This is a genomic window from Priestia sp. LL-8 (genome assembly GCF_036227845.1).
Taxonomy (GTDB): Bacteria; Bacillota; Bacilli; order Bacillales; family Bacillaceae_H; genus Priestia; species Priestia zanthoxyli.
In genome coordinates, this window is sequence record NZ_JAZAQH010000001.1 from 3207505 (window position 1) to 3222236 (window position 14732).

Below are 14732 nucleotides of genomic sequence, written 5' to 3' on the forward strand. Positions count from 1 at the left end.
TTTCCTCCTTTACGTCTTAGGCTGTTGTATCGTCTTCACTAGAAAGAGATGTTGCGTCATCATCTTCTTCATCCGTGTTTTTCTTTGCTTTTGTATTTTTTGATTTTTTAGCTGTTGACTTTTTTGGTTTCGCTTCCTTTTTTTCTTCTTCGCTTTCATCTTCTTCGTCTTCTTCTGTTTTTACTTTTTTATTTTTTTTGTTTGAACGAGAATCTTCCTCTTCTTCCTCGCTGTCTTCGTCACTTTCACTTTCACTTTCTTCTTCCTCTTCTTGCTCAGCTTCTTTTTTATTCTTTTTACGAGGCTTAGATGTGTCTTCTTCATTTTCATCGTCCTGCTCGTTTTCATCGTTCTCGTCGTTCTCTTCTTCGTCAGAATCTGTATCTTCCGCTTCTTCGTCTTGATTTTTATTGAGGCTAAGCTCAACAAGCATGTTCATTTTTTCTTCAAGCTGTGATAAACGGTCTTGAAGAGTTTGATTTTCTTCTTTTAACTCGTCGTACTCTTGAACGTTATCGTCTTCTGTTTCGCTACTAGAAGAATTTACGTTTTCTTCATCATCTTTTGATTTATCTTTATCTTTTTTAAACAAGCTTCCCGCAGATGTTTTCAGGCTGGCCACGCTGCTTTTTGATTTTTCTTTTACCTTTGTTCCTAAATCGGATGCTTTGCTTTTTAATTCGTCTGTATCAATGCGGTCAAGAAGACTTTTTCGATTTTCAGGAGTCGATACATATCCAATCGTTGCACCGATGATGCCTCCTGCTACCGCTCGTTTGATTGGCCCGCTGCTTGTTGTTTTGCTTGCTTTTGAATCGGTCTTTTCTTTTGAACCGTTTTCCTTGTTTTTGTTTTCCTTGTTTTCTACCTGTTCGTTATTTAATTTAGTTTCAGTTGCCATTGTAAATCCCTCCATTTTTTAAGTAGCGTACAGTTTTTAACGTTCTGTTTCTATTTTTTCTTCAAGCGTTTTTAACCGCTCATGCAGCATTTTATTTTCTTCTTCGAGCGCTTTACTATTGGCTCCTTTTGAACTGAGATACGGATCATTTTCCCACCAGTCCATGCCGATTTCTTTTGCTTTATCAACCGAAGCCACAATCAAGCGGATCTTTATCGTTAATAGCTCGACATCTGCAATTCCTACGGTGATGTCCCCCGCTATAACGACTCCTTTATCCAAAATCTTTTCGAGCACATCTACAATCGTACTTGACTGCATATTATGTTCGACTGCCATACTGTTCCTCCTACTGACCGCTTAAAGCAGGCTGCCTAGCGGTCCAAGATCAATATTTAAATCTTCTGCGTCCAGACCGAACACCTCTTTCAACTCGTCCATTTTTTCTTCTAAGTTCATTAGTGCAATTCCTAAGTTTTCAATTTGTTCATCCGTCAACGTTCCACCCTCCACCCGCCTCATGGCATGACGTTCAACGATTTGCCTCAATAGCTCAATAACTGTCATCACAAGCTGCGCTAAGCCTTGTTCAGCTTGATCAGGATCCAAGTGGATTCGTCCATTTGCTTGGCTGACCGGTTGCATCCATTAATTCCTCCTTTTGTTTATCAAATTGTTCAGAAGTGATGGGTTTGCGATTTCCTTCTTTTGCTTGTACAAGCGTTTCAACCGAAGAAATAAGCACCCGCAAATCCAAATACACTAAATCGACGCCAGCTATGGAAATGATTAAGTCTCCTTTAATGGCGACTCCTTTATCTAAAATGACATCTAAAATATCAATAAGAGCAATATCTTTATTCTCCATGGATTGTTTAAGAGACATAATGTTAATTCCTCACTTTACGCAAAGCTCGAGAAATGATAGGGCGGCCATGGTCCCGTCACTTCAAATTTCCAGCCTTTATTTTCAAGCTTTTGCTGAAGCTCTTCTATTTCGTTTACAAACTTAGTGATCTGCAGAGATGGGAGAAGAAACACGCTGTTCCATGCCATCTGTTCAGCTGCGCCCGTTACATCCTTGCTCCAATTCTTTTTAACAGAGTCATAAAGCGATAATTCTTTAAGCTTGTCATGTATCTCTTCACATACGTTATTTTTGTGAAGTTCTAATTCTCTTTCAATCAGCTGATCTATTTTTTTCTTTTCAAAAAACTGTCTTCCTGGTGATAAGTGACTAATTTCTTCTTTTTTCGCTTTCACGCTTTCATTCGTTTCGCTGATTCCTTTTTTAAGCTCCGTATCATCACAGTAAATCTTCACGTTCCACTCTTCATTTCCTTGAAGCAGCGTCAGTGAATTCTCTAGCTTTTCTTTGTTAAGCTCAATAGCTGCCTGCAGACTTTCTTTACTTTTATAAATGGTGCAAAATTTTAATGGAATGATCGTAAATTCTTCGTACAAAGCGGCTACCGTTTCGTGATGATGAAATGCTTTTTCCTGCAGCCAGCTCATATCCTGCTCCATTTTTTCTTTAATCACTTCTTCTGAATAGACGTCAGCATCCAGCTTAGAAACGACAGCCGTCACCTGATCAATCGTTATTGGGTACAGTGAATGTTCTCCGTCAAACCCTTTATAAGATGGAAACGGCTCTCTGGCTGCTGCTTCTTTTGTTGGAATTAAACCGTATAAATACAGTAATTCTCCCATCTAGGATTCCTCATTTCTTTTTTTTGTCAGCTCTTCCCATTGTTCAATTTCTCTGCGTTTCGCGATTTCGTACCTCATTAACAATTCATCTTCTTTTTCTTGAAACGCTTCTTCCGGAATTTCACCAAGCTCAAACATCATTTGAAGCTGAATGAGTTTTTGCTGAATCGTCGGAAGGTCATATAGCTGTTTATCAGCTTCTTCCTGTACTTTCTCGCCGATTTTCACTACAAGGTTAATAGGTGCGGTTACTAATTTGTGAAGCACGTTATTTCTCTTCTACTTTTAGGCGAATGTTCACAAAATTATAAGCAGGCCAAGGACCGCTGTAATGAAAATCGGCTTTGTCTTTCCAGTTTTCATGCGCTTCATTCACTTTTTCATCAAACTTCGCTTCATCTTCTCGGTTAATTAAGAAAGAAGCGTTTAAAAGCATCGTTTCGCCCGTTGGCTCATTTGCTTTTGCTGCTTCCGCTGCTTCTTCAAGCGGAGAAAACACATCTGTCTTGACTTCTTTTTGCAGGGAAGTAAACATCTTTTGAGCCATTCCTCCAAGCTGAATACGCTCATAATAACCGGCTGCTTCTGATTTTCCCTTTACGGATGCTGATACTTTTTCAAGTTCAGGATTTTCGTTTACTTTTTTCTCAAGCCATTCTTTTTTCCCAATTACTTTTAAGCCGACTTCAATTTTCCCTTTGATCGCTGGAAACAGCTTTTCAAACTGCGGATAAAGGTTTTCCAAAAGAACTTTTACGTCTTCTTTTGATTTGAATACATTCCCAAAGCTGATTGGAATAACCGTATCGTTCTTGTCCATAATCGCTGCTACTGCGTGTTGATGCATTAATAAATTTTGGCGATTAGGATGATAAATTTTCATCGGTACTTCAGCTGCTACCATAGCCGCGTCTTTGTAGCGAATCAAAAACGTTTCAGCTTTTGTTCCTTCTACTTCTACCGATCCAAAATCTTCGTCTTTATCCGTTTGAATGGCACTAAAAATATAAATACCTGTTTCGTTTGTTTCACTCATGTTTTCAAGCTCCTTTACTTTTCTTCAGTGTCTATATTCTTACATTCTTCTAAAATGATTTTTTCGGCTTTGCTTTTTGCATTTTCTTCATCCAAACATTTGGTAAGCGGATGATGCAAGATATCGATACATAACGTTTGAAAATCTTCGTCATTTCCATCGATAGGAATGTCTTGCTGCGTGGCAAGGGTAGCGATCATAAGCGAAGCTCGCAGGCTAAGTCCGCTGCTATTTTCGTCTCCAGAGCGGTTTCGCACGTTTGCTACGAGCGTTACAATTGTGCGCGCTTCGTCTTCTTCCACGTCCGTTTTCTCCGTTAAAATTGCTGTCTCTCTCTCAATGTCTTTATAATCAATAAACATAGTAATTAACCTGTCAAGAAGCGCATCTTGTGTATCATATACGCCGGCATACTCAGCTGGATTGCTTGTGAAGATGACGCGGAAATCGGGATGCACGCGCACAAAAGGATCAGTCATTTTCACTCCATACAGCGGCAGCACGCCTTCTTCTAATATTGATAAAAAGATATTATTCGTTGCAGGCTTAGACCGAGTAAATTCGTCGTAAATCAGCGTATAGCCATTTTTTACAGCTTCAAGCAATCGGCCATCCTGCCAGTTTTCACTCACTTGTTCATCTTTTTTATAGACAGAACGAACATACTGATCAATCACTTTTTTGCTCGTGTATCCCGTAAAATCGCCAATTAAATCTTTGTTGTTGAGCTCGTGATTCCCGTGCATCAGCATTACAGGACGCTTTCTCTTTTTAGCAAGCGCTCGTGCTAAAGAAGTTTTGCCTCCGCCGGCAGGACCTGTAAAATGAATGGAATAGCCGGATTTTAAATAGCTCAGCGCTCTTGAAAGAACCTCTTTTGTCTCGTCATCTTGTATAAAAGCTCCACTGCCTTTTTTCCTTTTGTCTGTTAAGACGGTCATTTTTACGTTCCTCCTGCCATCTCATCGTTTATGCTTCAATGCCAATGGCGCTTCTATATCTGACGTCGAGTCGTTTGAATGAAATGACTTCTTTTTCTTTATTTAAAAAGCACTCGTACGTTCCGAGCATTTCATCTTTGGCGTATTTTTTCATATATTCTCGTTCTTCAATGACTTCAACAATAACTCTCCAGCCTTCATCTTCAGTAGCTTCCACCGAGGTAATTTTATGAGGAGGAGCTACGTGTTCACCGAAAAAGTCGTTCACGGCTTGCATAATTTTTTTAATTTCCATTTTTAGTAGCCTCCAATAGTTAGATCTAAAAGCTGGAACCACCCTCAAAAAGGAAGGTTCCATACCACTTCATATTAAATACTAAAACGCGGCTGTCCTTCACTTGAATTTGAACGTTCAGGAAGGCCGTTTTCTTCTACGTCGTCACGAAGAAGCCCTACTGCTTCTGCATAGCGTAACCATGTATCAACACTGGCAATAACCACTCGCGCTTCAATTGTTAAAATTTCAATCCCTACAACAGACACTCTTGCAAAAGCATCAATAACAATTCCTTTATCTAAAATACGGTCAATTACTTCTGCTAAACTTGAACTATTAGTACTTTTTTGAATAGACATATCCCATTTCTCCTTTCGGTTATGATCCCATTGTTTTCAAATCTGTAGATGATTTAATATCAGTGGAACTTTTAATCTTAGTAGAGCTTTTAATATCCGTTGCTTTTTTAATCTGATTTACGCCTTTTATTTTCCGCTTGTTTTTTGACTTATCTTTATCGTCATCGTCTGAAGAAGAAACTTTTTCTTGAAAGTTTTCTCCAGCTTCTTTCACATCGCTAAGCTTATCTTTTACTGATAATAAGACGTCTTGAAGCTTTTCTTTTGCGTCTTCTCCTTTGCCGTGTACCTTTTGGGAGTTTTTTTCTTTCGTTTCCTGCAGTTTTTCTGACGCTTCATTTGCTTTTTCCTGCAGTTTCCCTTCGGTTTTTTCGACAAACTTTTCTTTCGCTTTTTCTTTAACCTTTTCTTCTACTTTTTGCTTAACAGGTTCAGGCGTGTGCTCAACTATTTTTTTTCCTGCTTTTAAGGCTGCTTTCTCCACATCTTTTTTATCCATGAAATTCCCCTTCAGGACGGATATCTTACTTCTTCGCGTCCATGAGTTTGTTTAGCATCTCTTCAATGCGCTGCAGCTGATCGTTCATATTTTTATTTTCTTCTTTTAACTCTTCGTACTGAGACGTTTCCATTTCTGCGCTTGCGCTGACTTCTTCCTGCGAATCTCCCTGTTCATTTGATGTTTCTTCTTTTTTCTTTTTAGGTGCCAGCAGCTTGCTTAAATTGTCTTTTTCAAGATAGCCTGTAGCTGTCTGTCTTAACGCTCCCATCGCTTGCTGCGTTAAAATATCCTGTGCGTTTTTTCTTAACTCTTGTCCCGTCGCACGTACAATTTCTGATTGTCCTAAGCGACTGAGTACTTTTTTACTCGTTTGCGGACTTGAAAGAAGTCCAATTCCCGCTCCTACTACGCCTCCTAAAATGGCAAGATTCAAAGAGTTTTGCGTTTTTTCTTCTTGCTGCTCATTTTGTTGTTTTTCACTTTGCACATTGTTATCAGTGGTTGACATGTTTCATCCTCTTTTCTCTTATTATTATTTATTTAATGAATTTTCTTACGATTAAAAGACTTAAAAGCTAAGCCCTGCACCTCGCTCCTCTGTTCGGCCAGGCAGCCCTTCTTCCTCTACTTTGTCGGTTAATAACCCGACGGCTTCCGCGTAGCGAAGCCACGTATCGACACTTGCAATAACGACTCGTGCTTCAATTGTTAAAATTTCAATTCCTACGAGCGATACTCGAGCAAAAGCATCGATGACAATTCCTTTGTCTAGAATTCGATCAATCACTTCTGCTAAACTTGAACTATCTGCACTTTTTTGAATACTCATTTTTTAGCAGCTCCTTTCGAGATTTAACTAAATGAATGATGCTACTAAACAACCTGCTTAACTTTTTTAGTAAACATACTTTTGAAATATACTTTTTAACCATCTTTCAAACATGAATAATTTGCTAAAAATTAATTCCTGAAAAATAATTAGAAAATTATTCTACTTCGTATAATAGTTTACAGTTAATTTATGGATGTATTTTGCGCGCAAATCCCGTTGTTAAAGCTTTTATTGAAATTCAAATTCCAAAATAAAATAATAAATACATTATTGTTACAATAATATTACATTATAATTTAAGGCATATTATCTTTCAGGTTACCCTCAAATACTTTGATATTTTTAACTATTATGGAATATTATTGTGCATTAAGTTTACTTAAATAAAACCAGGGCATAAAAAAGCTGCCGCACTGCGACAGCTTTCTCCTACATATATCATACGTTCTATAAAATCATTCCGGTTAAAGGGGCTTTCGGGTTTCCATCATGATCTGAGTCTTCTTTGTCTACTAAAACAAGCAAGCTGCCTTCTTTGACTGAATCATTATATTGTTCGGCCTGCTGTTTTGGAATTCCCATACCGACTAAAATACCAGACAGACCTCCTACACTCGCACCAGCTGCTGCACCTGTTAATGTAGCTACAATCGGACCAGCCGCTACAATTGGACCTATTCCCGGGATTGCAAGAGCGCCGGCACCTGCTAATATTCCGGTCAAGCTCCCTAGCGTACCTCCGGTAAGTGCTCCAGTTGCTGCCCCTTCTGCTTTTGTATTCGTTTCTTTCTGAACTTTTTTGGTCTTTTTATGTTTACCGATGATAGATATTTCTTCTGATGCGTATCCTTCTTTTTTTAAACTCTCTACAGCATGAATTGCTTCTTGTTCCGTTTCATATACCCCCACAACATTCTTTGCTTTTGCTTCCATACTATCTCCTCCTCATTAATGTTGTGTGTACCCGGGAGTATGGCTTTGAAACGTTTTAGAGAGTAAGAGGTCTTCTCTATTCTTAAATAAATAGCCCTAAATCACTTTTCATTTAGTGACGTTTTTATTTAAAAATGAATGAACTCGCTCTTTTTTTAACCATATTCCTCCACAAGCAATGAAGCATGCAGCCGTACTAAAAGCCAACGCGTAGCTCCGGAGCCAATCCACAAGGAGCCCAAACCAAATCGGTGCAAGCACAATGGCAAATTGATTGAGCGTTAACGCAATGCTTACCGTTAAACCGATAAAACGATCATCCGCTTTTTCTGCTATTAACACGATAAACAAACTAAACCAGCCAATTGCAAAAAAGCCGAGGCTAAAACAAAAAGCAGTTAGTAGCCAAAAAGGCAAAGTAAATCCAATATAAGAAATAGCTATTGTTAGTCCTGCAGTCACCCAAACCGTCACTTGCAAAGAAGTTCTTCGATTTCCGTTATACACATAATCACTTACCCAAGCTAAAACAATTCTCCCAATCATTCCGCCTAACAGTGTGATGCTCAGCAGGATGCCCGCTGAAGCAAAATCCATCTTCATGGCTTTTGTTAAATAGCTTATAAAGTGCGCCACAATAATCATTTGAAGGGAAATCATTGAAACACCTGCAAAAAATAAGGGATAGAGCGTTTTATCTTGAGAAATACGCATGATTTTTTGACGAAGCGTAAATGTTTCTTTTTTTTCTAGCGATGATGGGTATTCTCGATAGAATACTAAAAAAAGAAAACCACCCCCAATAGCTACCGCAGCCTGTATGACCACAGCCCAATGCCAGCCGTATTGGTGAAACAGCATGGGTAATGCAGCTGAAGCGACAGCGCCTCCAATTGGAATTCCCGTTTGCCGAATCCCCATAGCAAGCCCTCTATGACGAGATGGAAACCACTTCACCACGGCTTTGTTTCCTCCTGGCTGTGCTGTTCCATACCACACGCCTGCTGCGAGAAGTACGCCTGTTAGATGCAAATAATGATCAGCGCTATAGGCAAAAAGCATGCTTATCCCCAGCAAAATAGACCCTCCTCCTACAAGCCACCTTTCTCCATATCGATCCATCCAGTTTCCAAAGAACAGCATGGAAAAAATCGGACCAATTTGAACAGCTGATACGAGCAGTCCTGTTTGAAACTGCGATAAATCATATAGTCTTTGCCAAAACGCTGCCAATGGTCCTGCGCCGTACGTGACAAACGTTGCACACGCCTGAGAAAGGGTGGCAATAAATAAAATTGTCCACTTATAAGATGCTTTTTGTCTGTTCATTTTCTCTCCTCCACCTCTACTTTCAGTGTAGAGAAGAGCTAATATCATGTAAAATAAGGAATAAAGATAAAAGTCATCAATAAAAATGATAGCTGAAGGAGGAGATGAGATGGATATAAAAGATTTGCTTGTTTTTACGACGGTAGCAGAAGAAAAAAATATTTCAAAAGCAGCCAAAACTTTAAGCTACGTGCAGTCGAATGTGACAATGCGAATTCAGCAATTAGAAGCTGAGCTGGGTACACAGCTATTTCAACGCAGCGGTAAAGGCGTAACGTTAACTTCTAGCGGAGAGCTGTTGCATCGTTATGCTGAAGAGATTCTGCGTTTAACCAACGAAGCCACTATAACTGTTCAAAGCAGTGCGCACACGCCGATAGGGCCTTTAAAAATAGGTGCAACTGAATCCACTGCGGCTCTTCGGCTGCCACCTTTGCTTTCTACTTATTGCACTGCCTATCCGGATGTAGACTTCATTTTAGAAACACATACAACCGATGTTCTTATTCAGCTGGTTTTAGAACGAAAACTTGAAGGAGCATTTGTTGCAGGAAGCTGTGACCATCCGGATGTAAACACGTTATTTATTCAAGATGAAGAGCTTGTACTTGTGAGCCGTCATCCCCTTCCTTCTCTTTACAGCCTAAACGATATGAACCTATTAGCTTTCAGCAGCGGTTGCGCATATCGACATACGTTAGAAATGCTGCTGACAAAAGAAGGCGTGTTTCCAAAACGCATATTAGAATTTGGCACAATTGAAGCGATTATTGGGTGTGTAAAAGCAGGTATGGGCGTAGCTGTAATGATGAAATCCATCGTATCTAATCACGATCATTCATTAACGTTAACTCCGCTACCACAGCCATACAGCAAGGTCTCGACTTTTTTTATTACGCGGAAAGATGCCTTTATATCGGCGGCTTTACGTGAATTTTCTTCTCTTCTTACCGAACAGCTTTGCATAACAAAACCCTAAGAAAATATACGTTCTTAGGGTTTTGAGTTAAGCAGCTGCCGGATTCTTTTTAACAAATTTCATAAACAATCCGCGAACTAAAGGCCCCATAATGAGAAGCTGAAGCGGATAGGCTACGATAAAGTTTTTCATAACGATAAATGCATAGCTTGAAAGAAGCGGCTCTCCATGCAAACCTTTTGTAAATGACATCGTAATTAAGCCGTATACAGACATGCAAAGCACCATTCCGATAACCATGCACGTTGACAAAATCAACACGACTTTTAACTGTTTAGACTTATCAAACGGCAGTGAAAATGCTATTTTTTTTGCTACGGGACCGACTACGAAAGTTTCGACAGCCATGGCAACTACAAATGTGATAACCAAGTTCAAAATACCTTCTGCAAGTGTGATATGCCCGATGACATCATTTATTAACATGTTATACATCGTCATCACAAGCACCATCCCTCCGCACATCATCATTCCAAAATACATACTTTCTTTTTTAGTTGTTGGCACATTCCTCATCCTTTTCATCTTTTTTACTTGGCTTAGTATAGCTTTTTATCTTCCTTCTTCGTAAGTGAACATTTTGTGAACATTTGCAAGCGGCTGCTCCTCTTTTTGTGGAGGACTGAGTATGGCGAACCACTCTAGTCTGCACCTTTGAAACGTAAGCAAAAACCCCCGCTCTATAGACTAAAGCGGGGGTTGGTTTTATAGAGATTCCGTGTGAGATGCAGGCGGAATTGGCGTTTGGGTGCGGAATACTTTTTCCCATTTTGAGACGACAATACAGGCAATGGCGTGACCTGGAACATTGACTCCTGTTCTGGCCATATCCATGATGCGGTCTACTCCTGCAATGATTGCGACTCCTTCAGCCGGCAGACCTACTGCGTTGGCTGTTGCTAAAAGCACAACAAGTGAACCTGACGGGACAGCCGCAATTCCTTTACTTGTCATTACGAGTATAAGCATCATAAATAATTGCTGAGTTAATGGCATGTCAATATTAAAAGCCTGTGCTAAAAAGACACATGAAACGGATAAATACAGCGTGGATCCATCACAGTTTAACGACAGGCCCGACGGAATAACAAACGACACCACTCGCTTAGGACATCCGTACTTTTCCATACGCTCCATCAGCTGTGGCAGAACCGTTTCTGTACTTGTTGTTGAAAACGCAATAAGAAACAAATCCCAAATCATTTTGAATACTTCAAAGTAGTTGAACTTGAACAAAAATCCAACAAGCGGAAACAAAACAAATAAAATAATAAAAAGACCTAAAAAGACGGTTCCAATTAGTTTCAGCATTGGAAGCAGAAGTACAATGCCGTATTGCCCCACAGATGCAGCCATTAGCGCTAGTACACCAAGAGGCGCTGTGACCATAACAATTTGCGTTAATTTAAACATAATTTTAGCGGTAGATTCAAAAAACTTCATGGCAGGTTCGGATGCTTTACCAACTCCTGAAGCGGCAACACCGAATAAAATAGCAAAGAAAATCACGGCCAGCAAATCATTTTTTGCCATCACATCTACGATATTCGTTGGAATGATGTTCAAAATCATTTGTTTAAAGTCCACGACTTTGTCGGTATACTGAGACAATTCACCGATATCTTTTTTAACAAGATGAGAAAGATCGAGGCCTACTCCGGGCTTTAGCAAATTCACTAACAGCAGACCGATTCCTAATACGATGGTAGTAATGATTTCAAACCAAATAATCGTCTTTAACCCTAGACTTCCCATTTGTTTCATACTGCCGCTTCCCGCAGCACCTATGACGATGGTTGAAAAGACAATCGGCACCACAATCATTTTAATGAGGCGGATAAACCCGTCCCCTACCGGTCTTAAAGCCATCCCGAAGTCCGGAAAAAAGTGCCCGATAACAGCTCCAATTACTAATGCAATTAAAATTTGAAACGCTAAAAACTTTTTCACATTTCTCCCTCCCCTTTGCCTTAATGAAATGGTCATCCATTCCATTAATATCCAAACCTTCAGACACTTTAAGTAAGTTCGGGACATTTAGCTAGATTCCTTCTAAAATAGACAAAATGGTCTATATATTTCACCTTGTTCCTTAAAATACATAAAAAAAAGCCAGAATGAAAGTCTTCTTCATCCTGGCTTTTTTTAATTGTTATGCTTTTTTCACAAACTGAGATTTTAAGCTCATGGCTCCAAATCCGTCAATTTTGCAGTCGATGTTATGATCGCCTTCTACTAAACGAATGCTTTTTACTTTCGTTCCGATTTTTACAACCAATGAGCTTCCTTTTACTTTTAAGTCTTTGATGACAGTAACTGAATCTCCGTCTTTTAAAGCATTACCGTTTGCATCTTTTACAGTAAGCTGTTCTTCCGTGCTTTCTGCTTTTTCATCTTGTCCCCATTCATGCGCACACTCCGGGCAGACAAACAGGCTTCCATCTTCATATGTATACTGTGATTGACAGCTTGGACAATTAGGTACATTCATTTTCTTTTCCTCCACCAGCTCGTAAACAATAGTACGGTCACGAGATTACGTTTTTTATCTGTTTTATACTGTCACAATTTTATAAGATTAACAAGCTTTTCTATTTCCTTGCTGCTGATGTTTTCTTTTCCAAATAAGTGAGCCGATAAACAGAACAAAACCCGCTCCAAAGACAAGAAGCTGATCTAAATAAAAGTCCCCTGTTTTTACATACCGAATAATAAATATTCCCCCAAACATGAGCATCAGCATACATGAAAACCGAATGAGGTATGAATTGATTTCCATTTTTCATTCCTCCTTTTTGTAAGACTTTTTTGTTATGAAAAAAACGCGGACCATATGCCAAATGTAACTGTGTATAACGGTAAAATGACGGCTAGTTTTTGCTTCCACCCTTTAAAAAAGGAAGAATTACGAGGCGCAAACCAAAGCTCTAGCGTATCGTATAACAGTAGTGCTCCCGCTGCTAGTATTGCAATCACAGTCTCTCCTAAGTCCATAGATATTCCTCACTTTCGTTCTACGCATTTGAAACTAATCGCAGCGTATATCATCAGTGTCATCGTTATAAAAGAGCTTCTAATCGTGATGCGTACGGGCTTTGAATACCCTTTTTAAACATACAATAATTACCATTATATCATAATAAAAGAATTTTTGAGACTTTTTATACATGTAAATTATTGTATAATGAAAAGTAGACATAGAGAAAAAAAGGGGGAAATTTTTTGAAGAGAACTCAGCTTATTTTTGTTATTACCCTGCTTATTGAAGCTGGATTAACCTATGCATGCTCATCATTTTTGTCTATCCGCTTTATTGAGCTTATGTTTTTTAGCGGACTTTTGTTTTCAGTTTTAACTTTTTGGTTTTCAAGCAGCGGAAGCAACAGCGCTCATTCTCACTATAACACTCACTCCATGAGGTTAATGTCTGGAGCCAATATTGAACATAATTCGTTTCGTTTGCGTTGGACGGCTTATTTTCTTGCTTCTTTAAGCTTTACGGGAGTGGGCCTGATTTTTTTCATTCTGTTGCTGACGGACGTTATTCCTCCAGTAAGCTAAAAAACCTGCTCTTTACAGAGAGCAGGAACTTACGAGAACAGCTTGAGAAGCAGGCATTTTCGCCTTACTTTATTCGCAACAGCTTGAGTCACATGATCTTTTAAAGGCCGAGTCAATATTCGTTTCAGCGGATGTTTTAGCATCCGTTTGCTCACGGGAACTTTAAAAATAATGCTGAGAACTACTGTTGCAAAAACCGAGAGCAGCAAGACCACAAAAGGCTTTTTTTGAAACCATCTCGAAAAGATAAGCATCATTACATAAATAAGTGCTGACCACCCTAAATGCCATCCGTGCCTAAATGTAATAGCCTTACACCTAAGTCCAATCCATTCTACAAATGAAGCTGTACATACCCATTTTGTAATATACTTCACCTGTTTAAGAAGTGTAGGCGGATAAGTAGCTAAGAACGACAAAACCATGAGAGGCGTAATAAACATAAGGTGTAAAATACGCAGTACTTTTAATGAAAGATGAGAAGATTTAAAATCCCAAAGCAACTTATCGTTACATAAAAAGTAATAAAGAATATTAAAAAAGCTCACGTATAAAACCCCAGCATAAAGCTCGTGAATTTTTTTCCATGTTTTCTTTTGGATATTTTGAAAAATCAGCCATAGAAGGATAGAAATATGCACCTTTGTTCACCTCTCTAACGTCGTTTTTAGAACCAATGTTATTTTATTTTCGTTTCGTCCTGCTTCTTTTCAATTTTCCGAATCCATCCAATCAGCAGCCGGTTAAGATACGATTTTAATGTTACGCTAGTAAAGGTGTGGTACCACATCCATCCTGTTTTCCACTCGATGAGCTTCGTTCGTTTTTCAGCCCATAATTCAATAAAAAACATTGGAATCGTAAAAAGCACAATTTTATATAAAATCTTTAACCCTTTATCGTGATACGTAGCCTGATTAATCATAACGGATATGCTAGGATACAGTAAAAAGTCGAACAACACATTAATTCTAAACTGTTTTTTCAGCAAGCGAGTTGGATATCGAAGAAGGCCGTGAGAGACAATAAATTTATCAATAATACCATTTGTTAGTGCATTAAATGCATAAGCCAGCAGCCAGTCTTTGATCGGTGGTTTTCTAAATAAAAAAGGGAGCATTCCCAGCCCTATAATCAGCATTGTACGTAAAAAATTCACTTCAAATTTTTTATTTCTCATAACCTTTTCGCTCCTTTCACCAAGTGTTGTTAGTATACCTTCGTGTCGATTGGCAGCTTAAGACGGTTGTTCTAACCATGCTCAATTATTGCTTATGTTAATTTATAAAGATACGCAGCAGCGTCTAATGTAAATTTCCCGTACATAATCCCTAAGTTCACGTTATCCATACATACGTAAATGTTTGTT

Annotated in this window: 24 protein-coding genes; 2 read left to right on the top strand and 22 right to left on the bottom strand. The window is 38.9% G+C overall.

Going from position 1 to position 14732, the window contains the following annotated elements; translation table 11 throughout:
* Positions 1 to 16: 16 nt before the first annotated feature.
* The 15 genes from gvpT (U9R83_RS16465) to U9R83_RS16535 form a co-directional block, all read right to left on the bottom strand.
* Positions 17 to 901, bottom strand: a complete 885-nt coding sequence (gvpT, locus tag U9R83_RS16465) for a GvpT/GvpP family gas vesicle accessory protein (protein ID WP_243549529.1) — start codon at positions 899 to 901, stop codon at positions 17 to 19.
* A gap of 36 nt (positions 902 to 937) precedes the next feature.
* Positions 938 to 1240 carry a gas vesicle protein gene (gvpJ, locus tag U9R83_RS16470; RefSeq protein WP_028414528.1) on the bottom strand — a complete coding sequence of 101 codons (303 nt, stop codon included), beginning with the start codon at positions 1238 to 1240 and terminating at the stop codon, positions 938 to 940.
* Positions 1241 to 1261: 21 nt separating this feature from the next.
* Positions 1262 to 1546, bottom strand: coding sequence for a gas vesicle protein K (locus U9R83_RS16475; protein ID WP_013057990.1), 285 nt, complete (start codon positions 1544 to 1546; stop codon positions 1262 to 1264).
* Positions 1500 to 1787 carry a gas vesicle protein gene (locus tag U9R83_RS16480; protein ID WP_013057991.1) on the bottom strand — a complete coding sequence of 96 codons (288 nt, stop codon included), beginning with the start codon at positions 1785 to 1787 and terminating at the stop codon, positions 1500 to 1502. Before U9R83_RS16480 ends, U9R83_RS16475 begins: the two co-directional genes overlap by 47 nt.
* Positions 1788 to 1804: 17 nt before the next feature.
* Complete coding sequence (locus U9R83_RS16485; protein ID WP_115654390.1) at positions 1805 to 2614, bottom strand: GvpL/GvpF family gas vesicle protein; 810 nt, start codon at positions 2612 to 2614, stop codon at positions 1805 to 1807.
* Entirely contained in the window at positions 2615 to 2881 is a 267-nt protein-coding gene (locus U9R83_RS16490; RefSeq protein WP_013084016.1) for a gas vesicle protein GvpG, read from the bottom strand. It lies immediately after the preceding gene.
* A gap of 1 nt (position 2882) precedes the next feature.
* Positions 2883 to 3650 (bottom strand): GvpL/GvpF family gas vesicle protein, encoded by a 768-nt coding sequence (locus tag U9R83_RS16495; RefSeq protein ID WP_028414532.1) that lies wholly within the window; start codon positions 3648 to 3650, stop codon positions 2883 to 2885.
* A 14-nt stretch (positions 3651 to 3664) separates the two neighbouring features.
* On the bottom strand, positions 3665 to 4591 hold the full coding sequence (gene gvpN, locus U9R83_RS16500; protein WP_140451323.1) for a gas vesicle protein GvpN: 927 nt from the start codon (positions 4589 to 4591) through the stop codon (positions 3665 to 3667).
* Between the two features lie 28 nt (positions 4592 to 4619).
* Positions 4620 to 4886 carry a gas vesicle protein GvpO gene (gvpO, locus tag U9R83_RS16505; protein ID WP_013057996.1) on the bottom strand — a complete coding sequence of 89 codons (267 nt, stop codon included), beginning with the start codon at positions 4884 to 4886 and terminating at the stop codon, positions 4620 to 4622.
* A 74-nt stretch (positions 4887 to 4960) separates the two neighbouring features.
* Entirely contained in the window at positions 4961 to 5227 is a 267-nt protein-coding gene (gene gvpJ, locus U9R83_RS16510) for a gas vesicle structural protein GvpA (protein ID WP_013057997.1), read from the bottom strand.
* Positions 5228 to 5246: 19 nt separating this feature from the next.
* Entirely contained in the window at positions 5247 to 5726 is a 480-nt protein-coding gene (gvpQ, locus tag U9R83_RS16515) for a gas vesicle protein GvpQ (RefSeq protein WP_182420984.1), read from the bottom strand.
* A gap of 25 nt (positions 5727 to 5751) precedes the next feature.
* Positions 5752 to 6237, bottom strand: coding sequence for a GvpT/GvpP family gas vesicle accessory protein (gene gvpT / locus U9R83_RS16520; protein WP_115654394.1), 486 nt, complete (start codon positions 6235 to 6237; stop codon positions 5752 to 5754).
* 60 nt (positions 6238 to 6297) lie between these two features.
* On the bottom strand, positions 6298 to 6558 hold the full coding sequence (gene gvpA / locus U9R83_RS16525; RefSeq protein WP_014459198.1) for a gas vesicle structural protein GvpA: 261 nt from the start codon (positions 6556 to 6558) through the stop codon (positions 6298 to 6300).
* Positions 6559 to 7008: 450 nt separating this feature from the next.
* Positions 7009 to 7494: a general stress protein gene (locus U9R83_RS16530; RefSeq protein WP_182420985.1), complete on the bottom strand. Its 486-nt coding sequence runs from the start codon at positions 7492 to 7494 to the stop codon at positions 7009 to 7011.
* Between the two features lie 108 nt (positions 7495 to 7602).
* Positions 7603 to 8823: an MFS transporter gene (locus U9R83_RS16535; protein ID WP_182420986.1), complete on the bottom strand. Its 1221-nt coding sequence runs from the start codon at positions 8821 to 8823 to the stop codon at positions 7603 to 7605.
* A 109-nt stretch (positions 8824 to 8932) separates the two neighbouring features.
* Here U9R83_RS16535 and U9R83_RS16540 point away from each other — a divergent pair, with 109 nt between their 5' ends.
* On the top strand, positions 8933 to 9802 hold the full coding sequence (locus tag U9R83_RS16540; RefSeq protein ID WP_182420987.1) for a LysR family transcriptional regulator: 870 nt from the start codon (positions 8933 to 8935) through the stop codon (positions 9800 to 9802).
* Positions 9803 to 9829: 27 nt separating this feature from the next.
* On the opposite strand, the gene U9R83_RS16545 is transcribed toward U9R83_RS16540, so the two are convergent.
* The 5 genes from U9R83_RS16545 to U9R83_RS16565 form a co-directional block, all read right to left on the bottom strand.
* Positions 9830 to 10309 carry a DUF2798 domain-containing protein gene (locus U9R83_RS16545; protein ID WP_140451321.1) on the bottom strand — a complete coding sequence of 160 codons (480 nt, stop codon included), beginning with the start codon at positions 10307 to 10309 and terminating at the stop codon, positions 9830 to 9832.
* A 198-nt stretch (positions 10310 to 10507) separates the two neighbouring features.
* Entirely contained in the window at positions 10508 to 11752 is a 1245-nt protein-coding gene (gltP, locus tag U9R83_RS16550) for a glutamate-aspartate/proton symporter GltP (RefSeq protein ID WP_029715022.1), read from the bottom strand.
* A 202-nt stretch (positions 11753 to 11954) separates the two neighbouring features.
* Positions 11955 to 12293, bottom strand: coding sequence for a zinc ribbon domain-containing protein YjdM (locus U9R83_RS16555; protein WP_154973800.1), 339 nt, complete (start codon positions 12291 to 12293; stop codon positions 11955 to 11957).
* 87 nt (positions 12294 to 12380) lie between these two features.
* Positions 12381 to 12581, bottom strand: a complete 201-nt coding sequence (locus tag U9R83_RS16560) for a hypothetical protein (RefSeq protein WP_115654400.1) — start codon at positions 12579 to 12581, stop codon at positions 12381 to 12383.
* A gap of 32 nt (positions 12582 to 12613) precedes the next feature.
* Positions 12614 to 12778 carry a hypothetical protein gene (locus tag U9R83_RS16565; RefSeq protein ID WP_243549530.1) on the bottom strand — a complete coding sequence of 55 codons (165 nt, stop codon included), beginning with the start codon at positions 12776 to 12778 and terminating at the stop codon, positions 12614 to 12616.
* Positions 12779 to 13024: 246 nt separating this feature from the next.
* Here U9R83_RS16565 and U9R83_RS16570 point away from each other — a divergent pair, with 246 nt between their 5' ends.
* On the top strand, positions 13025 to 13363 hold the full coding sequence (locus U9R83_RS16570) for a hypothetical protein (RefSeq protein ID WP_014459189.1): 339 nt from the start codon (positions 13025 to 13027) through the stop codon (positions 13361 to 13363).
* A 29-nt stretch (positions 13364 to 13392) separates the two neighbouring features.
* Here the strand turns inward: U9R83_RS16570 and U9R83_RS16575 are convergent, their stop codons facing one another.
* A complete protein-coding gene (locus U9R83_RS16575; protein WP_115654402.1) occupies positions 13393 to 14004 on the bottom strand; it encodes a CBO0543 family protein in 612 nt (203 codons plus the stop codon).
* A 38-nt stretch (positions 14005 to 14042) separates the two neighbouring features.
* On the bottom strand, positions 14043 to 14543 hold the full coding sequence (locus tag U9R83_RS16580) for a CBO0543 family protein (RefSeq protein WP_115654403.1): 501 nt from the start codon (positions 14541 to 14543) through the stop codon (positions 14043 to 14045).
* Between the last annotated feature and the right edge of the window lie 189 nt (positions 14544 to 14732).